Source organism: Sorangium sp. So ce367, assembly GCF_051520455.1.
GTDB lineage: Bacteria > Myxococcota_A > Polyangia > Polyangiales > Polyangiaceae > Sorangium > Sorangium cellulosum_B.
Map to the genome: position 1 here is coordinate 8,265,730 of NZ_CP150334.1, position 21,047 is coordinate 8,286,776.

Consider the following 21,047-nt stretch of genomic DNA (forward strand, 5'->3'; position numbering starts at 1 on the left):
TGCGCGTCCGCGGAATTGGACGGCTGCTCGGCCCCGGCCGAGCGGCGGCGGGGACCGCGGGCGCTCTGGTCGAGCACGTTTGCGACCGAGGCGCCGGCGCGGCGCCGTGCCTCGGCGCCGGCGCGGCGCCGTGCCTCGCGCAGAGAAGGCCGAAGGGCTCGGCGTCACCGCGCGGGGATGCCGTACTTATCGAGCCGTGCGGCGCGCCTGTCGCGGAGCTGCTGCCAGCGAAAACCGCTGTTTCACGCGCCGCCCGGAGTGATACAACGGGCCGCGCGCGAGGTCTCCACCGTCCCGATTGGCGGGCGTTTCCTTGTTCGATCTCGCGGGTGAGGCTCGATGCATACGCTTCGGAAGGTGTTTGCCGACAGGCCCCGGCGCGCTGCGCTCACGGCGCTGCCGCTCGTCGGCTCGCTCACGCTCGCGGCCGCTGCCGAGGCGCAGCAGCCGCAGCCGCCCTTCGGACCTCAGCCGATCCCAGGCCAGCCCGCGCAGCCGCCCGGCGCTTTCGGGCCCGAGCAACCTCCCGTGCAACCCGGCCCCTTCGGGCCGCAGCCAGGTCAGCCCGGCCCCTTCGGGCCGCAGCCAGGTCAGCCCGGCCCCTTCGGGCCGCAGCCAGGTCAGCCCGGCTCCTTCGGGCCGCAGCCAGGTCAGCCCGGCTCCTTCGGGCCGCAGCCAGGTCAGCCCGGCTCCTTCGGGCCGCAGCCAGGTCAGCCCGGCCCCTTCGGGCCGCAGCCGGGCTTTCCGGGCGACGCTCCGCCGCAGTTCGGGCCGCAGCCGGGCCAACCGCCGCCGGACGGGAGCGTCTCTTTCGGCGCGCAGGCGTCGGTCGGTGATCAGGGCCTCCAGGCCAGCGCGACGGCGCCGACATCCACCGCGTGGGACGAGGAGGAGCGGGCGCTCTCCCTCACCGCGCAGCCGAACCTGTGGGGCTCGACCGGCCTCCTCAGGACGTCGTACGCGGGCTCGGGCGCGCCGGGCACCTTCCGGGTGTCGTTCCTGCTCGACTGGTTCTCCACGAGCGGCTTCCTCTGCGATCCGGCGGAGTCGACGCTCGCCGGTCACCCGATCACGTGCGGTCCTGACGCGAAGGAGGACTCGGCGAGCCACGTCGGAGCGTTCTTCGCGCTGAACGCGACCCCCCTGCCCTTCCTCGAGGGGTACGCGTCGATCCGCACGTTCGCGAACGCGAACGATCAGGGTCGCCCGCGGCTGCTGCAGGTGCTCGGCGACACGACGTTCGGCGTGAAGGCGTTCACCCCCACGAAGATCGGCAAGCCGTTCTCCTTCGGCGGCGAGGCGCAGCTGCTCCTGCTCAACGGGACCGGCAGCGTCGGCCTCGCCGGCGGCGGCACGAGCGCGGTCTTCCGCGGGCTCGCGTCGCTCGATCTGCGCAAGCCGCAGGGCAAGGGGTTCCCGCTGCGGGTGAACGTGAACCTCGGCTACAAGCTCGACAACTCCGGCGTCCTCGTGGAGGAGGTCGAGAAGGCGCGCGCGAAGGCGTTCACGGACGATCGCGAGCGGCAGCCGATCTCGCGGATCGAGCGGTTCGGGCTCGGCATCAACCGCGTCGACTTCTTCCAGACCCACCTCGGCGTCGAGGTGCCGCTGCCGAAGGTGCAGCCTTACCTGGAGTACACCCTCGACATCCCGGTGAACCGGCAGGGTTACGAGTGCCACACGAAGACCGTGTCGCGCGGCGACGTCTGCCTCGGGCTCGACGACTTCGCGTCTCCTGACCCGCAGAACCAGGGCGGACCGGGTTATGCCGCGGCGCCGTCGCGGCTGTCGCTCGGCGTGCGGGTGACGCCGTTCGAGAAGGCGTTCCGCGGGCTCTCCGGGCACGCGGCGTTCGATCTCGGCCTGTCGGCGACCTCCGTGTTCATCGAGGAGGTCGCGCCTCAGGCGCCGTGGACGCTCTATCTCGGGATTGGCTATGCGTACGACACGAAGCAGAAGGAGCCGCCGCCGGCCCCCGCGCCGCAGATCATCAAGGAGCCGCCGCAGCTCGTGCCGGCGCCGCAGACCTTCGCGCGCGGCTTCGTGCACGAGCAGAACAAGCCCGACGGGGCGGTGGCGGACGCCATCGTGACGATCGAGGGCGCGGCTCAGCCGCCGTACGCGACAGGGCCGGACGGCCGCTTCCTCACACGGCACCTCGATCCGGGGACGTACACCTTCAACATCCGGGCGAACGGGTACAAGCCCGGCACCTGCCAGGCGACGATCCTCCCTGGCGGGGCAGCGCCGGGGCAACCCGGGGCGTTCGGCCCGCAACCCGGGCAGCCTGGGCCTTTCGGCCCGCAACCCGGGCAGCCCGGCGCCTTCGGTCCGCAGCCCGGGCAGCCCGGCGCCTTCGGTCCGCAACTCGGACAGCCTGGGCCTTTCGGTCCGCAGCCCGGGCAGCCCGGCGCCTTCGGTCCGCAGCCCGGACAGCCTGGGCCCTTCGGCCCGCAGCCCGGACAGCCGGGTCCCTTCGGTCCGCAGCCCGGACAGCCTGGGCCCTTCGGCCCGCAGCCCGGACAGCCAGGTCCCTTCGGTCCGCAGCCGGGAGGGCCTGGCGCTGCGCCGAGCCCGACGCAGCCGCAGGGGCCGACGTTCGTGGACGTCGACTGCTCGCTCGAGGCGCTGCCCAAGACGGGCAACATCGTCGGGACGGTGAAGGACGCGGAGAGCGGGGACGCGGTCGCTGGCGCGACGATCCGGCTGGTCGACGCTGCGGGCCGCGAGCAGACGGCGACGGCCGACGGCAGCGGCGCCTTCCGTTTCCCCGACCTGCCGGCCGGCGCGGTGACGCTCAAGGTCGAGGCGCAGGGCTACATGAACCACGTCAACCAGGCCGACGTCCGGACGAGCGAGGACACGCGCGCCGCCCTCACGGTGAACAAGCGGCCGAAGATCTCGCTCGTGAAGGTGCTGGGCAACGAGATCAAGATCTCGCGGCAGATCCACTTCGAGACCGACTCGGCGAAGATCCTCGGCGACTCGAACGCGCTGATGGAGGAGATCGCGGACGTGCTCCAGCGGAATCCGAACATCCGCAAGGTCGAGATCCAGGGGCACACCGACAACACGGGCGGGCGTGAGCACAACCAGACGCTCAGCGAGGCCCGGGCGAACGCGGTGCGCGCCTGGCTGATCCGGGCTGGCGTCGACGGCTCGCGGCTGCTCGCGAAGGGCTATGGACAGGACCGCCCCGTCGCGCCGAACGTCACGCCCGCGAACAAGGCCAAGAACAGGCGCGTTCAGTTCATCATCGTGGAGAAGTGAGCCAGGTCCGCCGCCGGGCGGGCCCCGCATCCGGCCGCGCCTCGGCGTCGCTTGTCGGCGCCGGGGCGCTGCGATAGGGCACGCGCATGATCAAGCAGGTCATCGCGACCGCGCTGGTTGTGGTGGCGGGTTGCGCAGCGCCCACCCCGGCGCCCGATGCCCGGCCAGCCGAGAGCGCCCGGCCCTCCTCGGTCGGCGCCGCGCCGACGGCGGCAGCAGCGACGGCAGGCGCCAGCGCGGCCGAGGTGGCGTCAGCGCCTCGCCCGGAGGACGCAAGCGCGCCGGAGCCGCCGCAGGACGGGGGCGATCGCGCGGCCGCCGACGCGCCCGACGCATCGCCCGGCCCAGGAGCGGCGCCCAGCGCAGGCGCCGACCCCAGCGCCGCGACCTCCGCCCGCGCGGACAACAAGATCCTGCCGGCGCTCGAGAGCGAGGAGCTCACGGCGCGCGCCAGTGCGTTGTTCGACGCCATCGTGAAGAAGGAGCCGGCGCTGGCCGAGCCCTTCTGGTTCCCCAAGGAGCCGTTCATCCCGCTCAAGGACGTGAAGGACCCCGGCAAGTACTGGGACAACCTCCACGCCGCTTACGTGAACGACGTGAAGTCGATGCATCGGAAGCGCAAGAGCTGGGAGGGGGCGCGGTACGTCGGCTTCGTGGTGGGCTCCAAGCCGAAGTGGGTGCCTCCGGGGGACGAGGTCAACAAGATCGGCTATTACCGCTCCTTTCACGGCAAGCTGAAGTACGAGATCGACGGGAAGCCGGCGAGCCTGGACGTCCACACGATCATCTCGTGGCAGGGCCGCTGGTACATCACGCACCTCGGCGACTTCAAGAAGCGCTAGGCGTCCTCGCCCGTTCTTGTGGACGCTGCGCGGGCGCGCCGCCATGGTCTCCGCGTGGCGCCGCTCGTCTCGGTCTTGCTTCCATACCGGCAGGCGGAAGCGACGATCGAGGAGGCGCTGGAGAGCGTGCTCGCCGAGCGCGCGGTCGACCTGGAGGTGGTCGCCGTGGACGACGGGTCGACGGACGGCGGCCCTGCCAGGGTCGCGCGCATCGCGCAGCGCGATCGCCGCGTCCTCCAGGTCGCGACGGGCGGTGTGGGGATCGCGCAGGCGCTCTCGCGCGCGGCGGAGGTGGCGCGCGGCGAGCTCCTCGCCCGCATGGATGGCGACGACATCTCGGTCGGCGAGCGGCTCGCGCGACAAGCGGAGACGCTCCTCCGGGATCCGCGGCTCGGCGTCGTCGGGGCCCGCGTCGAGGCGTTCGCTGCCGGGCCGATCGGCGAGGGCATGCTGCGCTACGTCGACTGGCTGAACTCGATCGTCACCCCGGAGGATCACGCGCGCGAGATGTTCGTGGAGTCCCCGCTGTGCCACCCGTCGGTGATGTTGCGGCGGAGCGCGCTGGAGCAGGTGGGCGGGTTCCGGGAGGTCCCGTGGGCGGAGGACTACGACCTGTGGCTGCGCCTCGACGCCGCGGGCGCGCGGATAGCGAAGCTCCCGGAGCTCGGCCTGCGCTGGCGGCACCGCGAGGGGCGCGCCACCTTCGCCGATCCGCGGTACGCGATCGCGCGGTTCCTCGAGGCAAAGGCGCACTACCTCGCGAGGAAGCTGGGCCCAGCGCGCCCGGTGGCCGTGTGGGGCGCGGGAAAGACGGGCCGGCGGCTGGCGAGGGCGCTCGCCCGGAACGGCGTGGCGCCCGCGCGGTTCGTGGACATCGATCCGCGCAAGATCGGCCGGATCGCGCAGGGCGCGCCGATCGTCGACCCGTCGCGGCTGGAGCGCGGCGCAGAGACCCTCGTCGTCGCCGTGGGGGCGCGGGGGGCGCGCGCGCTCATCCGCGGCCACCTCGCGGCGCGCGGCTTCGTCGAGGGCTCCGACTACGTGTGCGCCTCCTGAGCGCGCGCCAGGCGACGCTTTGCAACCGCGCGCTCTTTTGGGAGGATTCGATCCCACAGCGATGCGGGTCCCGGTGCTCACGAGCAAGCTCGACTTCCCTCCGCCAGAGCGCGCGACCCCGGAGGGGATCGTGGCCGTGGGCGGCGAGGCCTCGCCGGAGCGGCTGCTGGCCGGCTACCGTCGGGGCATCTTCCCCTGGCCACACGAGGGGCTGCCGCTGCTCTGGTTCTCCCCGGATCCGCGCTTCGTCCTGCCGCCGCGCGAGGCGCACGTCCCGCACTCGCTGCGCAAGCGGGTGCGCCGGGGCGAGATCGAGGTGCGGACCGACACGGCGTTCGAGCGGGTCATGCAGGCCTGCAGCGCCGCGCCGCGGCCTGGGCAGAACGGCACGTGGATCACCGAGGAGCTCATCGCCGGCTACACGGCGCTGCACGCCGCCGGGGTCGCGCACAGCATCGAGGCGTGGTCGAACGGCGAGCTCGTCGGCGGCCTCTACGGCGTGTCGCTGGGGCGGATGTTCTTCGGCGAGTCGATGTTCGCGCGCGCGCCCGACGCCTCGAAGGTCGCGTTCGCGACGCTCCTCGGGAACCTCGTCGCCTGGGACTTCGCGCTGGTGGACTGCCAGGTGTACACGGACCACCTGGAGCGATTCGGCGCCGTGGAGTGGCCGCGGCGCGAGTTCCTCGGCGCGCTGAAGGCGGCGCTCGACGCCCCGACGAGGCTGGGACCGTGGCGCTTCGACCTCGATCCCCCGCAGGCGATCGAGCGGCTCATCTCGCGTTGATCGCCGCCGAGCTTCGGCCGCACGCCGCTCGACCCCGCGCTAGCGCTCGCCGCCCGAGCCGTCCTTGATCTCTCGGAGCAGCTCCTCGATCCGCCGCTCGGCGTCGGGCCCTTCGTCGTAAAAGAAGCGCAGCGTCGGCACCACGCGCAGCCCCATCGTGCGGGCGACGTCCCTGCGCAGCCGACCCGACGCCGCCTCTAGCCCCTTGAGCAGGGCGCGGCGCGCCGCTGCGTCCTCCGCGCCGAACTCGTGGCGCACGTGGACCTTCGCGCTCTGCAGGTCGTCGGTGATCTCCACGCGCGACACGAGCACGCCGGCGATCCGCGGATCACGCAGATCCCGGAGCAGGTTGGACAGTTCCTCACGGAGCCGCTCGGCGACCCGCGTCGCCCGCTTCACCACGCCGCTCATTCGTCGTCCTCTGCGTCCTCGAACATGTCCGAGGACGCTCCCAGATCTCCATCGTCACGGCCGAGCGCCTGCTCGATGCCGCCCTGCACCCCAGCGCCTCCATCGCCGAACGGCACGATCTCGGTCGCCCGATCCGTGAGGACGGCGTGCGGCAGCGACCCCGCCATCGCGGCCACGTCCGCGAGGACCTTATCGCACATGACCGACGAGTTCGAGACGACCGCGACGCCGAGCGTCGCCCGCCTCGGATCGTCGAGCACGCCGACCTCGGCGATCGAAACGCGCATCCGGCCCTGCGCCCGCTCCTTCAAGGAGCGCACCACGCTGCGCTTGTCCTTGAGAGAGCGGGCCCCGACGATATCGAGACGGAGACGGAGTACACCCACGAACATCGGATGAGGCTCAGAGCTTCGTCTTGACCTCTTCGATCTCGAAGCTCTCGATGATGTCGCGCTCCTTGATGTCCGAGTAGCCCTCGAGCGAGATACCGCACTCGAACCCCTCGACCACCTCTTTCACGTCATCCTTGAACCGGCGCAACCCGGACAGGCGACCCGTCCAGACCACGGCGTTGTCCCGGATGAGGCGCGCCTCGCCGGTGCGCTTGACCGAGCCGCTGATGGCCATGCAGCCGGCGACCGTGCCCGCCTTCGTGATCTTGAAGACCTGGCGGACCTCGGCGCGGCCGAGGACCTTCTCCACCTTGGTCGCGGGGAGGAGCCCCTCCATCGCGCTTCGGATGTCGTCGACGGCGTTGTAGATGATGTTGTAGAGCCGGATCTCGACGCCTTCGTTCTCGGCCAGAGCGCCCGCCTTGCCGGCCGGCCTGACGTTGAAGCCGACGATGATCGCCTTCGACGCGACCGCCAGGTTGACGTCGCCCTCGGTGATGCCACCGACGGCGCCGTTCACGATCGTGACCTTCACCTTCTGGGTCGAGAGCTTCGCCAGCGCGTGGACGATCGCCTCGACCGAGCCCTGCACGTCGCCCTTGATGATCAGCTTGAGCTCGAGCTGATCGGCCTCCTGCAGGTTCTTCGTGATGGACTCGAGCGAGACGCGCGAATCCTGCGGGATGAGCGTCTTCGACGCCTTCTTGCGGCGGGTCTCGGCGATCTCCTCCGCGGTCTTCCCGTCCTTGACGGCGTGGACGGGATCGCCCGCGCTCGGCACCTCGTTGAGGCCGAGGACCTCGACGGGCGTCGCGGGGCCGGCCTCGGCGACGGAGCGCCCGAGCTCGTCGGTCATCGCCCGGACCTTGCCCCACGCGGCGCCGGCCAGGAGGATGTCGCCCGTGCGGAGCGTGCCGTCCTGGACCATGACGCGCGCGACCGGGCCGCGGCCACGATCGAGCAGCGCCTCGATGACGGTGCCGCTGGCGCGCTTCTTCGGGTTGGCGCGGAGGTCCTGGACCTCGGCGAGGAGCAGGACCGACTCGAGGAGCTGGTCGATGCCCTGCCCCAACTTCGCCGACACGCTGCAGAACATCGTCTCGCCGCCCCACTCCTCGGGCTGCAACCCGAGCGCGGCGAGGTCGCGCTTGATCTTGTCGGCGTCGGCGCCCGGCTTGTCGATCTTGTTCACCGCGACGAGGATCGGCACCTTCGCGGCCTGGGCGTGCGAGATCGCCTCCTTGGTCTGAGGCATCACGCCGTCGTCGGCCGCGACCACCAGGATCACGATGTCGGTGAGCGAGGCGCCGCGGGCGCGCATCGCCGTGAACGCCTCGTGGCCCGGCGTGTCGAGGAACGCGATCGTGCCGCGCGGCGTCTCGACGCGGTAAGCGCCGATGTGCTGGGTGATCCCGCCGGCCTCTCCCTCGGCGACCGTGGCCTTCCTGATCCTGTCGAGGAGCGAGGTCTTGCCGTGGTCGACGTGGCCCATGACGGTGACGATGGGCGGCCGGATCTCGACCTCCTCGTCGGTGTCGGCCCCGGCCTGCATGGCCGCGGTCAGCGTGTCCTGCTCGCTGACGGCCACGTCCTCGACGCTCCAGCCGAACTCGCTGGCGAGGATCTTCGCGGTTTCGGCGTCGAGCGTGCTGTTGATGTTCACGCCCGTCATGCCCATCGACAGGAGCCGCATGAGCACGTCCGTCGCCTTCAGGCTCATCTTCGCGGCGAGCTGCTGAAGCGTGACCTGCTCCTCGATCTTGATGACCTTCTTGTGCGAGGCCATCTCCTGCGTGGAGACCTGGACCGGCTTGCGCGGGAGCCCGCCTCCCGGGCGCGGCCGCCCGAACATCCCCGGGCGAGTGTTCCGACCGCCCATGGGCCGGCCGCCCGGACCGAAGCTAGGACCGCCAGGGCGCGCTTGCTGGGCGTTGGCGCGCGGATCGTAGGTCGTGCGGCGCGCCGGCGGTGTGCCGGTGCGTGCAGCCGGCATCGTGACGCCGGGGCGCCCCTGCCAGACCTCGATGCCGGTCTTTGGCGGCGAGGACGGGCGACGCGGCGCCTGTCCCGGCGCGCCGGCCGGCTCTTCCGGCTTGGCCGCGGGCGCCGGCGCAGGCGGCGTGGTCGGCCGAGCGCCCGGGCGGGCGGCGGCCGGAGCTGCAGGCCGCTGCGGCGCGGGCGGCGGCGACGTCGGCCTCGACGCCCCCTGCGCAGGCGCAGGCGCGGGCGCCGAGGGCGCGGCTTGCGGCCGGGTCGGCGTCTGCGCCGCGGCTGCTCCGGGCGCTGCAGCTGCTGCGGCAGGCGCAGGCGCTGCGGCAGGCGCAGGCGCTGCGGCAGGCGCCGCTGCTGCGGGCGCTGCGGCAGGCGCAGGGATCGGCGCGGGCGCAGCCGCCTGCGCGGGGGCGGCAGCTGGCGCCTCGGGCGCAGCCGCGGCGGGGACGGGCGCCGGCGCGGCGGCGGTGGCGGGCGGCGCCGCGACAGGCGGCGCAGGCTTCGGCTCGGGCGAGGTCACCTTCGTCTCCTCCGCGGCCGCGGACGCCGCGGCAGGCGCGGTTGCTGCGGGAGCGGGAGCCGCCGGGGGCGGCGGCGCAGGGGGCGCAGCCGCAACAGGCGGCATCGCCGGGGCAGGCGCATTGGGCGCGGGTGCGGGAGCAGGCTCGCGCGGGTTCACGGCGACGACCGGCTCGGGGGCCGGCGCCGAGGGCGCTGCGACGGGAGCGGCGGGCGGCGCAACGGGGCGACGGGGCGCGTCTTCCTGAGCGGCGCGCTCGAGCGGCGGCGAAGCCAGAGCGGGCTCAGCCGCAGGCCGAGAGGGCGCAGGCTCCGGAGCAGCGCGAACGGGCGCCTCCGACAGGTCAGGCCCGCGGCCCGGCGAGGACGGCTCGGGCTCTGCCCCGGGCCGTGCGCGGCGCTTGACGACCGTGGGGCGGATCCTCTCCTCCACCACCTCAGGCGACTTTTGCCGCTCGAGGTGCCGCTTCACCCGCTCGACGACGTCGGACTCGACGGCGCTCATGTGATTGCGCACGTCGCCTATACCCATGGACTGGAAGAGCGCGACCAGCGTCTTCTGGTCCATGTTCAGCTGCTTGGCGACCTCGTAGACCCGGACTTTGCTCATGCACCTCGCTCCACGTTAACCAATCCGCCTCACCCATCCGCGCGGGCGACGATTTGCGGCCACTCTGTCCACCGTCGAGGCGCGTCCGGTAGGACCGGACACCGCCGCCCTGCCCCCGACCGCGCCGCCTCCCCCCATGCCCGGCGCAGTAGCAAGAAGCCGACCGGACTCACTCTCCGGCACCCGCCGCTCGTCGCGGCTGGTAAGCGCGCCCTCCAGGCTGCCGGGTCTTCCCCCGACATCCTCGGACGCCGAGAGAACCCCGGCCCCGGAGTTCTCGCGCTCCACGCCCGACGTCCCCGGCCCGCGGCGACGCGAGAGGCCAGCATGGCCAGGCGGCGCCTTGCGTTGCTCGGGGCTCCCACCCTCCTCCGATCGGGCGGCCGCGCTGCGCGAAGGCCGCCCCCTGCGACCGGCCCCGCGGCGCCCGCCCTCCGCGGCGTCCTCGCCCCGCTCGACGCGCGCGCACGTGTCCACGACGTGCGCGGCGTTCGCGATGGCAGCGGCGATCGACGCCGCCGAGATCGCCATCACCGCCACGTCGCGCTCGCGCGGGCCGCCCGCCAGGGCGCCGAGCCCCTGCTTGCTGCCCCACGCGACGGCGCGCCCTTCGGCTACGGCGCGCCGGACCTCCGGCAGATCCGCGCCTGCCGCGGCGTCGCACGCGACCAGGACGAGCGCGGCCTCACCGCGCACGCACGACCCAACGACCGCATCGGCGCCGATCGCCGCGCTCTGGGAGCGCACGGCGGCACGGACGAGCCCGTGGAGCCGGCGCTCGGTAGCCCCTCGGATCGCCCGCGCCAGCGAGACGGTCGTGAGCGGCTCGACGCCCTGCGCCTGATCGCCGGCGCCCTCGGCGCCTCCTCCAGCGGCCCCCACGATCGCGTGGACACGTCCCTTCGCGGCGCGGGCGAGCCCCCGGGCGACCGCCGCCGAGAGGCAGCCCTGCTGCGGGTGGACGTGTGCGCCCCGCCCGAACCCGCCGTCGCCGGGATCGACCGCGACCACACCGCCGGGACCAAGGATGAGCCGGACGAGCGGACGAGCGCCGCGGACGTCGTCGACGCCGACGCGCTCCCCGCAGCCGACGCACGTGCGCACTCGCCCCTTCTCGAAGGGCTCACGCTCACCCGCGTCGCTCTGTCTGCTCACTGCTGATCCCATCCTCGGCCCTCTGCTTCTCCTCGCAGCCTACGCGTGCCTCACTTCTGCGGCGCGACGAACGTCCGCCCGCGCCGCATCGAGCACCTTCTGCTCGCTTTCAACGAAATCCCGCGCCCCCTGCTTGATGGCGCGCGCCTTCTTGATGCCGAGGCCGGTGCGGATCGCCAGCCGATCCTCGTCCTCCCGCAGCACGTCCTCGACGCTGCGATACCCGGCCTCCTCGAGCAACACCACCGTCCGATCGCCGACGCCGCGGATGAACATCAGCCGCTCGCGGTCGGTGAGCGGCTCGGTGCGCGAGCTCGCGGAGCGGATGCGCTCCTGCCGCAGCCGCTCCATCGTCGTGTCCGCCTGCGACTTGATGCGATCGGCGGCCTCGACGCCGCCGAGACCCGGGATGGCCGCGAGCTCCTCGACCGAGGCCTCGCTGACCTCCTCGAGCGCGCGGAAGCCGAGCCGGTACATGGACTTGGCGATCTGCTCCGTCACCACGTCCATCTGCTGCAAGGCGGAGATCGCCTCTTCTTCCATCTGCTTGAACTTGGTCTCGCTGATGATGTCGAGCTTCCAGTTCGTCAGCTGCGCGGCGAGCCGCACGTTCTGGCCCTTGCGCCCGATCGCGAGCGACAGCTTCTCGTCCGGGACCACGAGCTCCATGCGCCCGTCGGCCTCGTCGACGATCACCTTGTGCACCTCGGCCGGCTGGATCGCGGCGATGACGTAGCGCGCCGGATCCCGATCGAACGGCACGATGTCGATCTTCTCGCCGCGGAGCTCCTGGACGACCGCCTGCACGCGCGAGCCCTTCATGCCCACGCACGCGCCCACCGGGTCGACGTCCGCGTCGCGGCTGGTCACCGCGATCTTCGAGCGGGCGCCCGGCTCCCGGGCGACCGACACGATCCGCACGATGCCCTCGTAGATCTCGGGGACCTCGGCCTCGAAGAGCTTCTCGACGAGCCGGGGATCGGAGCGAGAGAGGATGACCTGCGGGCCGCGGGCCTCGCGATCGATGTCCTTCACGTACGCCACGATGCGGTCCCCGGGCCGGTACGTCTCGCGCGGCGTCTGCTCGCGGAACGTGAGCACGCCCTCGGTGCGGCCGATGTCGACGATGATGTTGTTGCCCTTCTCGAACCGCCGCACGATGCCGCGGATGAGCTCGCCCTTGCGATCCTTGTACTCGTTGAAGATGAGATCGCGCTCGGCGTCGCGCACGCGCTGCAGCAGGACCTGCTTCGCCGTCTGCGCGGCGATGCGCCCGAAGGTCGTGCGGCCGTGCTTGAGCTTCAGGATGTCGCCGTATTCCTTGTCCTGATCGCGCGCCTTCTCCGCGTCCTCGGGCCGCCAGAAGACCTGGAAGCCGAGCTCCTCGCCCAGGGTCGCATCCAGCTTCAGCTTGTCCACGTCAGTGATGGAGATCTCGCGCTCCGGCTCCGTCACGGCCTCGACCACCGTCATGTACTGGAAGAGGTCGATCTGCCCGGTGTCCTCGTTGAAGCGCGCCTCGAGCTCGCGGGTGGGGCCGAAGACGCTCTGCGCGGCCTTCAAGATCGCGGCCTCGATCGTCTCGACGAGGATCTTCTTGTCGATCCCCTTCTCCTTCGCGACCTGATCGAGGATGCTGCCGAGGCTCGTCTCCGAGGTCGGCATCGCTGCCATCGTTGCCATGACGTCCCTGTCTCCTGATCTTTCTTCTCTCTACTTGCGCTTCTCGGAGCCGCGCTCGCTCCGCTTTGAGCCCGACCGCGGAGCCGCCTCCGCGAGCTGCTTCTTCTGCCCCGACTCCTTAGCCGGCTCCTTGCCCTGCCGCTGCCCCTTCTTGGGCTGCGCCGTGAGCTCGAAGACGAGGCGCGCCTCCACGACATCCGCGAACGGGACCGCGATCCGCTTGCCGTCGACCAGCACCGCGACCTGCCCCTCCGGAGCCTCGAGGAGCTCGCCCCGGAGCAACCGCTGACCGTCCGGCGCGGGGCGCGCCAGCTTCACCTTCGCCGTCCTGCCGAGGAAACGAGCGAACTCGGCCGCTGTACGCAGCCGCCGGTCGAGGCCAGGCGAGCTGACCTCGAGGTTGTAATGGTTGGGTATGAGATCCTCGACGTCGAGGACCGATGAGACGTCGCGGGACACGTCCGCGCAGTCCTCGAGCGTGACCCCGCCGCCCGCGTCGTCCGCGTGGTCCGCGTCCTGGCGCTCGATCGTGAACCGCAGCGTCCAGCCCGCCCGCTCCGTGATCCACTCCAGATCGACGAGCGTGATCCCATGCGAGGCCAGCACCGGCGCGACGGCGTCGCGAACGCGCCCGAGGTCGAACACGGCTCTGGTCGAAGGCTCTATGGGTTGCTGCATGTGAGAGACGTCACTTTCGGCGGATCCGGGTCCTCCCGGCGCGATCGGCCCCGAGCGAGGGTGCCCGGTGCCTCTGCGCCAAAAAAAAAGAGCCGATTCCCCGAACTGGGAACCCGGCTCGCGGATCCGCCTAGTTGTCGGCGGACAACCTAGTCGAATGCGGGCCTTCATGCAAGGGGGGATACGGGCAAACCGCCCCTGCACGGCCGGAGATCTCCCGCCGGTTCCTCCTCGCGTCCTCGCGACCGCCAGCGGCGCGTAAGCGCTGGAGCGCTCCCCGCCGCGCGGCAGTCGCGCGACGCGCCCCCCGGGTCCGTCAGCGTTATGCCAGATTCGGCAGCGCGACGATATCGACGTGCAGGACCTCCTCGAACGCCGCGATTTCCTTCAGACAGGCCTCGCTCGGCCGGCCGGAGACGCGCATCTTCGTGCAGGTCGCAGTGGCCCCCTCGAAGACGGTGTTTGAAATCTCCTCGATGTTGATCCCGTGGCGTTTCATGACGCTGAGGGTGTTCGCGAGGACGCCGACCTTGTCCATCATCCGGACGACGACCGCGTAGCGGGCGGGCGACGTGGCGCAGATGTTGACCACGTTGGGCAGCTCCTCCTCCGTCATGAAGGCACGGATGATCCGGGCCGTCTCGAGGGCGACCGCGCGCTGGGCCTGCTCCGTCTGCGCGCCGACGTGCGGGGTGCCGTAGACGAGCCCTCGCGCGAGGAGGTGCGACTCGAACGGCGCCGAGCTCTTGTCAGGCTCGGTGGCGAACACGTCAAGGCCGACCCGTAGCCCCTTGCGTGGGATGAGCTCCTCGAGTGCGGCGTAGTCCATCACCTCGGGGCGCGCGGCGTTCACGACGATGGCGCCGTCGGGGAGCGCCTCGAGGACGCTCCGGCTGACGATGCCGCGCGTCTGCGGGGTGGCCGTCAGGTGGACGGTGAAGATGTCAGAGCGGGCAGCCAGATCCTCCAAGGTCCGCGCATAGCTGACGTCCAGCTTGGCGGCGCGGCCCGGCGTCAACGAGCGCGACCAGGCGTGCGGCTCGAGCCCAAACGCGCGGGCGCGCAGGAGCACCTCACGGCCGATCGCGCCGAGCCCCGCGATCCCGATCCGCCGACCGAACAGGCCACGGGCCACCGAGTACTTCGCCTTCTCCCAGCGGCCGGCCCGGAGCTCCGACGTCGCATCGACCAGGCGGCGGTCCAGCGCGAGGATGAACGCCATCGTCAGCTCTGCCACCGCGGTCGCGTTCTTGCCGGGACAGTTCGCCACGTAGATGCCGCGCGCGCTCGCGGCCGCGACGTCGATCGTGCCCACGCCGACCCCTGCCCTCACGATCAGGTTGAGCTGCCGCCCGGACGCGATCGCCTTCGCCGTGACCTCCGTGGAACGAACGACGAGAATGCCGATCCCGTCGAGGGCCGCTGGCAGCGTGTCTCTGGTGAGCTCCGGCCGGGACTCGATCTCGATCCCGAGCACCTTGAGCTCTTCCAGAGCCGAAAGGTCCATTTTGTCGGCTACTAGCAGGCGCATGCGGACGGGAACCGTAACAGAAAAGCTCTCGCTGACGATGGGCGTTCTGCGCGTCGTCTGCGTCGTCTGCGTCAGTTGCGCCAGCTCATGCGCCAGCGATCATCAGGTTTCTCCCTGGGGCGCAGCGGGCAGACCGACGCTCGGCGCGTTCGTCGCGCGCCCGGACCTCGACGCTCGGCTGCACGCCATCGACGTGGAGGCCGCCGAGCTCGGGCTGAAGCTCGAGGTCGAGCTCCGCGGCGCGCTACGGCGCGGCGGCGAGGTGGTGGTGCGCGGCTACAGGGGGACCGACGCGCTCGGGCGCCGCACCTCGGCGGTCCGCGTGGCGACGCCGCACGGCGTGGTCATCGCCGCGGGGCCCCTCGACAGCGGGCGCGTGGACCGCAGACAGGCGACGCAGCTGATACCGTCGCTCCTCCCCGGCCACGAGCCGGAGGCGACGGAGCAGCTCGGGGTGTTCCGCTCCGGGACCGATCTCAACCGAGACGGCGCTCCGGACGTCGTGCTCAGAAACGAGGGAGGCGAGCTGGAGATCTGGGCCGTGCAGCCGCTCGGCGCGGCCCGGTACGCCGTCGAGCTCGCGGCGCCGCCGCGGTTCGCGCTCGACGTCGACCAGGATGGCATCCTGGAGCTCGCCGGCCGGATCCCGCTGGACGAGGGGGATCCCATCGCGCCGGATCTCCTCGACGTCGCGGGGTTCGAGGGAGATCGCTACACGCACCGCGGCAGCGTCGCTCGGGCGTTCCATCTAGAGCGCGCGGAAGGCCCCGGCGCGGAGAAGGCGGGCCAGGGCAAGCGGCAGGAGCCGCCGAAGGACGACGCCGCGCGCCTGCGGGGAGCGCTCGAGCAGGCCTGGCACGCGGTGCTCGCGGGCAGGCCGGCGGCCGAGGCGCTCGCGACGCTCGACCGGGAGCCGGTGACGCCCGCGCTCCGAGGCGCGTTCTCGGCGCACCGCGCGCGCGTCGCGGGCGCGATCGCGGCGGCCGCGAGCGGTCCACCGGCGCCGCCCGGCGTCGGCGGCGTCCCTACTCGTCCGCAGGGAGCATCGGAAACGCCTGCTCGAAGGTGACGAGGATGTCGCCGGGGAGCGCGTCAGGCTCCTTGTAGCCGCGCGTCAGCGGCACCCCCCAGTCGGCGCGCATGACGACGCGGCTGAGCTGCGGGAAGAGGGCCCGTACCCCGAAGCCTGCCGACTGCTTGAGGCGCAGATCATCGAAGCCGTCGAAGGCGTCGCCGGCGTCGAAGAAGGCCGCGCCCGCGACCTGGCACGACCAGATCTCGAGGGGCCGCGTGCGGAGCTCCAGGTTCGCAGAGAGCACGTCCTCGCCGATGAACGCCGCCGTCGGGTACCCGCGGAGCCGGGTGTCGCCGCCGAGGACCAGCTTCCTGTTCAGGTAGTTCCTGTACCGGTCGAACAGGCGCACGTCGAACACGAGCCGCCCGACGCCGAAGCTCGGCGTGTGGACCCGCGCGCGCGCCTCGATGGAGGCGTCGAAGATCTGCGAGCCGTCGAGCTCGGTGACGGTCTCGACCACGGCGCGCGCGAGGCCGTCGCCGAGCGCGACGGTGTACGCGGCCGCGGCGGAGATCCCGAGGAAGCTCCGGCTGGAGTTGAGCGCGGTCGTGACCGGATAGATCAGGATCGCGAGCTCGTGCCCCAGCCGGTAGTCCTCCTGCAGCGCGAGCGTGTTGAAGTCGAGGACGCGCAAGAAGCGGGTCGAGTACGTCGCGTACTTGAACGTCGGCGCGACGCGGGTGTCGCTCACCGGCATCACGCGCTCCTCGAACTCGGCGATCGCGGCAGGAGCGAGGCCCCCGGGCGCGTCGAGGCGATAGACCTTGCGGCTCGCCTCGATGCCCACCGCGACGTCGTGCTTCACGGCCGAGGACCTCGACGCGCCTCCACCGAAGCTGCGCGTGACGGCGTAGCTGCCCACCATGAGATCGCTCCTGTAGCGGTACGGGACGCGATCGTCCCCCGGCGTGGCCTCCGCGTCGAAGGTGGCGAGCTTCGTGCCGATGAAGCGGCGGGTCACCTCGTCGCGCCAGGAGACCTCGAGCTCCCAGGCCCACTCCGCCTGCGTGGCGTAGAGCGGCTGCCCGTAGATGAACTCGCCGCTCGATCCCTCGAGCTTGCCGGTCTCCCGGTCGGTGATCGCGTTCGCCTGGGTCCGCAGCCGCACGTGGCTGCCCCCGATGCGCGGCATCGCGTAGGTGACCCCGAGCGAGAGCGCGCCGGGATCGAGCGCGAGCTGCGCCGCGACGGCGTGGTGGACGCCGAGCAGGTTCTGCTCGCTGGGCTGCAGGAACAGGTACTCGAGCTGCCCGCCGGCGATGCGGTAGTCCGAGTTGAGGCGCAGGCTCCAGACGTCCTTGGTGACGACGGCGACCCGCACCCGATCCGGAGCGCCGCCTCGCACGGCGAAGACGAGGACGAGCGACAGCTGGCTCAGGTCGCGCAGGTTGCGCGCCGACTCGTCGGCGAGCGCCCGCTCGTAAGGCCGCCCGACCGCGAGCAGCACCTCGCGCCGGATGACGTACGGCCGCGAGAGGGCGTGGAACCAGTTCAGGAAGGCCGGCGCAGGATCGCGGTCCTCGATCACCTCGAGCGGGACCACGTCGATCCCCTCGACGATCTTGCCCTCGGGGGCAGGCTCGAGCGTCGCGCCGAGGCGCGACAGGACACGCTCGATGGTGGCGCTCTCGTAGCTCGAATAGCCCTCGCTCCGAGCCGGCGCGGCGGTCGCCGCCGGCCCCCCCTGCTTGCCGGCGGTCGCTGCCGTCCCGCCCTGCTGGGCTCGCGCCTCGATCGCAAGGAGCGCCCCGAAGGCCAGGAGCGCGAAGCGCACCAGGACGATCGATGCGCTACGCACGAGCCGCTCGCCTCAGAAGGACTCGTTGGAAGGGTACGTCGCCATGACGTTGATCTTGTACTTCACGTACTGGTGCGGGATCGTCCCCCAGTCCGGCGTCGGCATGGCCCGCTTCACGCAGCGGAGCAGCTCCTTCGTCTTCGCGCGGCTCACCGTCGTCGACTTGCCCACGTAGAGGTTGGTCCGCTTGCGCCGGAAGTCCATCTCGAGGACGAAGCTCACCGTGACGCTCGCCTTGCCGGAAGGGGCGCACTGGACGTTGTCGCGGATCGCGCGCGACAGGCCGTCCTCGAAGAACGTGACGTGATCGCAGCGCTCGGGCGGGGTGGTGCCCGGGCCGGGGTTCTCGCACTTGATCGTGGTGAACGGCGAGAGCGTGACGCCCGCCGACAGCTCGGCGCCCGCGTCGGCGAGCGCGCCCGCGTCCCAGGCGTAGGCGCCGGCGTCAGCCGTCGCTGCGTCCGCGGAGGGGATCGACTCGGGCTTCGGGCGCCGCCACAGGTAGAGCGGCACCGCCACCACGATGAGGCCCGCGACGAGCGCGATGATGATCTGGAGCCGCACGGGGCGCTCGCTGCCGCCGCGACCGAGGTAGCGGTACGGCGAGGGCTGGGACGGCGGACTGGAGGTGGAGGGGAACGGAGGCCGGCTGTTCATCGGACGCGCTCAGGCTCAATCGATGAGCGTCCGCGCAGGGCGCCCAGGCTCGCCCTTCACCAGCGTCGCGCCGAGCTCGAGCGTCTCCGGGAGCATCCCCTGAACCTGCGCGACCACCTGCTCGACCACGTGACGGGCCTCGTCGATGCTCGGACCCACGATCGAGACCACGAACTTGAGCGGACCCGTCCGGCCCGCGACGGCCGGCGTGAGGCTGAGCAGGAGCATCTCGGTCAGATCGATCACCCGCTGCGCCGCCTTCCGCAGGGCGAGCATCTCCAGGATGGTCGGGCGCTCGCTGACCTGGCGGTTCGGCCCGCGCAGCTCGTACCGCGCGACCTGCATCGGCACCTCGGCCCAGTCGGCGAACAGCCCGTCCTCGTCGATCGCCTTCATCAGGTGCTCGCGCACGAGCAGGCCGGTGAGGCCGTCGCGCTTCGCGAGGTACTGCTTCGCGCGCCGGTGCTGCGGCGAGTCCGGGCCGAACGTCACGAGCTTCATCCGGCACTCGCCGACCTGCACCTCGCCGCCGTGCAGCAGCGAGACCTGCGACTTGCGCTCGTAGTTGAAGTCCGCGTAGCTGCCGTTCGTGCTGCCCTGGTCCTCGATGAACCACGAACCCGTCTGCCACTTCAGGATCGCGTGCGCCCCCGAGACGGTCGCCTCGGGCACGCACAGGCTCTGATCGCTGCGACGGCCGAGCGCGAGCTTCGTGTCGTGCAGCGGCAGCAGGGAGCCCACGATCTCGGGCGCGTTCGTCGCGTACGTCACGAGCAGCGACTGCGCCCCGGGGGTGAAGTTCAGCTTGAGCGCGCCGCCCGGCGGCGGTCCCGGATCGAGGCGCTCGCGCGGCAGCTGGATCGGGCTCGTCGTGAGCTGCGACGGGTTGAAGAAGCGCATGTGCCGCGCCTGCGGCCGCATCGACGGGTCCTCGTTGAGGCCGCGGAAGATCTGCCGCACCTCGTCGATCGACAGGCCCGCCGGGACGTCGAACATGATCTGCTGCTTCATCGTCTTGAGCCGCGGCTTGTAGCCGGGCTCCGGGACGCGGCAGGTCCACATCTCCCAGAGGGTCAAGGCCATCGCGTACACGTCGTCCTCGGGGCTCGCGCCGCCGTTGCGCAGCCGCTCGGGAGACATGTAGTTCGGCGTGCCGCCGTCCGGCGGGGCGCCTGGGCGGCGCGCCGAGGCGCGCGCGCGCTCCTGGGCGAAGCCGAAGTCGAGGATCACCGCGCGGCCCTCGGAGACCATCACGTTGCCCGGCTTCAGATCGCCGTGCACCAGACCCTGCGCGTGGATGGCGGCGAGCCCGTTGCAGACCTCGCTCGCGATCTTGCGGAACTCGTCCGCCGAGTAGCCGCCCTGGGCCTTGCGCTTGCGAATGTGCGTGTGGAGCGTCTGCCCGGGGATCTGCTCCATCACGAGGATGGGGCCCCACGGGCTCGGCGCGAGGTCGTGCACGCGACAGACGTTCGGGTGGCCCACCGAGCGCGCGAGGAGGAGCTCCTGGCGGAGCGCCTCGTCGTCGCCTGGCATGCGCGACTCTTCGCGGACCACCTTGAGGGCCACGGTCTGCTGCGTCGAGCGATCGAAGGCCAGGAAGACCTCGCCCATGCCGCCCTTACCGAGGCTCTGACGGATGTCGTAACGGTCATTGATGACCGTTCCGGCAGTGATGGGAGGAGGGGGTGTCTTGGTCACGGCCCGCGGTGGATAAAAGGAGCGCGAACCGGAGCGTGCCCGACACCGGCTGCGGCGCACAGCGTCGTCCATCTGAACGTCGAGCGCAACGGTCGTTCGGAGGGAGAGGCCAAACCCAGCGCGGCGGCGGCCGCCTACCCGCTGATTTGGGCCGAGATCGCTCCTCCGAACGTCCCGGCCGCCGGGATCTCTTGACGATGACGGCTGATTTGTTTACGCGGCTCGGCCAGCCCGGCGCGACCGCCGCGCGCGCCTGCGCTGGCGTGACGTGCGCCGGGCCAGCGAGCCGTTGAAGCCACGCCCCATCCACCGGACGGGCGAGAAGAGTGGCTCCTCCGCGGTGGCCTGGGGACGGCCCAGCGGACCGATGTTCGTCCGGGACGATGCAGACGGTGCAGAGGTCGCGAAGGACATCGTCCGACTGACGCCGTCCGAGGGCGTGCGCGGGAGCGGCGACGGCGGTCGCGTGCGCGCCGACAGCTCCCTGGCGCCGCTCATGGGCCTCTCGATCGCAGGCACGTCGCTCTCCCTCTCTCTTCACCGACGACGCGAACCGCATCTGGATCGGCGGCCTCGCGCAGAACGCGGCTTCCTGCACATGGTCGCGGTCCGCTGCAGATCGACCCCCTTCAACCCGCGCGCCGCGCAGCGCTCGCGACGGAGCGAGCCGCGCAGACCGAGGCGATGCGCAGGCCGTGCAAACGTCCCGCTCCTGCGCGCGATCCGTCTACGTTCTTCACCCCACAGCGACGCGCCGGGGTCACCCACGTTCAGCCTCGCGCGGCCCGCCATGCCTCACCGACCGTACGGACGGCAGCGCACCACGCTCCGCGCATTTCCTGCTTGTATCGTGGCACTGCAGATTGACACCTCAGAGTCGCCTCAGTCACACT

At 71.7% G+C, this 21,047-nt stretch carries 15 protein-coding genes; 5 read left to right on the forward strand and 10 right to left on the reverse strand.

Annotated features, from left to right (window positions below):
• The first annotated feature begins 339 nt into the window (after positions 1-339).
• The 4 genes from WME97_RS31310 (at position 340) to aat (ending at position 5,952) form a co-directional block, all read left to right on the forward strand.
• Entirely contained in the window at positions 340-3,270 is a 2,931-nt protein-coding gene (locus tag WME97_RS31310) for a carboxypeptidase regulatory-like domain-containing protein (RefSeq protein WP_437542702.1), read from the forward strand.
• Positions 3,271-3,356: 86 nt separating this feature from the next.
• Positions 3,357-4,112 carry a hypothetical protein gene (locus WME97_RS31315; RefSeq protein WP_437542704.1) on the forward strand — a complete coding sequence of 252 codons (756 nt, stop codon included), beginning with the start codon at positions 3,357-3,359 and terminating at the stop codon, positions 4,110-4,112.
• Positions 4,113-4,166: 54 nt separating this feature from the next.
• On the forward strand, positions 4,167-5,168 hold the full coding sequence (locus WME97_RS31320) for a glycosyltransferase (RefSeq protein WP_437542706.1): 1,002 nt from the start codon (positions 4,167-4,169) through the stop codon (positions 5,166-5,168).
• A 61-nt stretch (positions 5,169-5,229) separates the two neighbouring features.
• A complete protein-coding gene (gene aat / locus WME97_RS31325) occupies positions 5,230-5,952 on the forward strand; it encodes a leucyl/phenylalanyl-tRNA--protein transferase (RefSeq protein WP_437542708.1) in 723 nt (240 codons plus the stop codon).
• Between the two features lie 39 nt (positions 5,953-5,991).
• Here the strand turns inward: aat and rbfA are convergent, their stop codons facing one another.
• The 7 genes from rbfA to WME97_RS31360 all read right to left on the reverse strand — a co-directional run bounded on the left by rbfA (position 5,992) and on the right by WME97_RS31360 (position 14,899).
• Positions 5,992-6,363 (reverse strand): 30S ribosome-binding factor RbfA, encoded by a 372-nt coding sequence (rbfA, locus tag WME97_RS31330; RefSeq protein ID WP_437542710.1) that lies wholly within the window; start codon positions 6,361-6,363, stop codon positions 5,992-5,994.
• Positions 6,360-6,755 (reverse strand): DUF503 domain-containing protein, encoded by a 396-nt coding sequence (locus WME97_RS31335; protein WP_437542711.1) that lies wholly within the window; start codon positions 6,753-6,755, stop codon positions 6,360-6,362. Before WME97_RS31335 ends, rbfA begins: the two co-directional genes overlap by 4 nt.
• A 10-nt stretch (positions 6,756-6,765) precedes the next feature.
• Positions 6,766-9,876 carry a translation initiation factor IF-2 gene (gene infB, locus WME97_RS31340; protein ID WP_437542713.1) on the reverse strand — a complete coding sequence of 1,037 codons (3,111 nt, stop codon included), beginning with the start codon at positions 9,874-9,876 and terminating at the stop codon, positions 6,766-6,768.
• A gap of 15 nt (positions 9,877-9,891) precedes the next feature.
• The gene (locus tag WME97_RS31345) at positions 9,892-11,031 is read right to left on the reverse strand and encodes a YlxR family protein (RefSeq protein WP_437542715.1); all 1,140 of its coding nucleotides are present in this window, start codon (positions 11,029-11,031) and stop codon (positions 9,892-9,894) included.
• A gap of 39 nt (positions 11,032-11,070) precedes the next feature.
• The gene (nusA, locus tag WME97_RS31350) at positions 11,071-12,714 is read right to left on the reverse strand and encodes a transcription termination factor NusA (protein ID WP_437293702.1); all 1,644 of its coding nucleotides are present in this window, start codon (positions 12,712-12,714) and stop codon (positions 11,071-11,073) included.
• Between the two features lie 30 nt (positions 12,715-12,744).
• Positions 12,745-13,392, reverse strand: a complete 648-nt coding sequence (gene rimP / locus WME97_RS31355; RefSeq protein WP_437542718.1) for a ribosome maturation factor RimP — start codon at positions 13,390-13,392, stop codon at positions 12,745-12,747.
• Between the two features lie 322 nt (positions 13,393-13,714).
• Positions 13,715-14,899 carry a phosphoglycerate dehydrogenase gene (locus WME97_RS31360; RefSeq protein WP_157906991.1) on the reverse strand — a complete coding sequence of 395 codons (1,185 nt, stop codon included), beginning with the start codon at positions 14,897-14,899 and terminating at the stop codon, positions 13,715-13,717.
• Positions 14,900-14,960: 61 nt separating this feature from the next.
• Here WME97_RS31360 and WME97_RS31365 point away from each other — a divergent pair, with 61 nt between their 5' ends.
• A complete protein-coding gene (locus WME97_RS31365; protein ID WP_437542721.1) occupies positions 14,961-15,992 on the forward strand; it encodes an FG-GAP repeat domain-containing protein in 1,032 nt (343 codons plus the stop codon).
• Here the strand turns inward: WME97_RS31365 and WME97_RS31370 are convergent.
• Genes WME97_RS31370 through WME97_RS31380 form a run of 3 tightly spaced genes read right to left on the reverse strand, consistent with a single transcriptional unit; the run spans position 15,949 to position 20,154 of the window.
• A complete protein-coding gene (locus tag WME97_RS31370; RefSeq protein WP_437542723.1) occupies positions 15,949-17,796 on the reverse strand; it encodes a hypothetical protein in 1,848 nt (615 codons plus the stop codon). The genes WME97_RS31365 and WME97_RS31370 overlap by 44 nt on opposite strands.
• Positions 17,797-17,808: 12 nt before the next feature.
• On the reverse strand, positions 17,809-18,453 hold the full coding sequence (locus WME97_RS31375) for a hypothetical protein (protein WP_437542725.1): 645 nt from the start codon (positions 18,451-18,453) through the stop codon (positions 17,809-17,811).
• 15 nt (positions 18,454-18,468) lie between these two features.
• Positions 18,469-20,154 carry a protein kinase domain-containing protein gene (locus WME97_RS31380; protein WP_437542728.1) on the reverse strand — a complete coding sequence of 562 codons (1,686 nt, stop codon included), beginning with the start codon at positions 20,152-20,154 and terminating at the stop codon, positions 18,469-18,471.
• Between the last annotated feature and the right edge of the window lie 893 nt (positions 20,155-21,047).

What these genes read in the sequence shown, in the direction of transcription:
- WME97_RS31310 (WP_437542702.1), top strand. Translation starts at nt 340, where the DNA reads ATGCATACGCTTCGGAAGGTGTTTGCCGACAGGCCCCGGCGCGCTGCG.
- WME97_RS31315 (WP_437542704.1), top strand. Translation starts at nt 3,357, where the DNA reads ATGATCAAGCAGGTCATCGCGACCGCGCTGGTTGTGGTGGCGGGTTGC.
- aat (WP_437542708.1), top strand. Translation starts at nt 5,230, where the DNA reads ATGCGGGTCCCGGTGCTCACGAGCAAGCTCGACTTCCCTCCGCCAGAG.
- rbfA (WP_437542710.1), bottom strand. Translation starts at nt 6,363, where the DNA reads ATGAGCGGCGTGGTGAAGCGGGCGACGCGGGTCGCCGAGCGGCTCCGT.
- WME97_RS31335 (WP_437542711.1), bottom strand. Translation starts at nt 6,755, where the DNA reads ATGTTCGTGGGTGTACTCCGTCTCCGTCTCGATATCGTCGGGGCCCGC.
- infB (WP_437542713.1), bottom strand. Translation starts at nt 9,876, where the DNA reads ATGAGCAAAGTCCGGGTCTACGAGGTCGCCAAGCAGCTGAACATGGAC.
- nusA (WP_437293702.1), bottom strand. Translation starts at nt 12,714, where the DNA reads ATGGCAACGATGGCAGCGATGCCGACCTCGGAGACGAGCCTCGGCAGC.
- rimP (WP_437542718.1), bottom strand. Translation starts at nt 13,392, where the DNA reads ATGCAGCAACCCATAGAGCCTTCGACCAGAGCCGTGTTCGACCTCGGG.
- WME97_RS31360 (WP_157906991.1), bottom strand. Translation starts at nt 14,899, where the DNA reads ATGGACCTTTCGGCTCTGGAAGAGCTCAAGGTGCTCGGGATCGAGATC.
- WME97_RS31365 (WP_437542721.1), top strand. Translation starts at nt 14,961, where the DNA reads ATGGGCGTTCTGCGCGTCGTCTGCGTCGTCTGCGTCAGTTGCGCCAGC.
- WME97_RS31375 (WP_437542725.1), bottom strand. Translation starts at nt 18,453, where the DNA reads ATGAACAGCCGGCCTCCGTTCCCCTCCACCTCCAGTCCGCCGTCCCAG.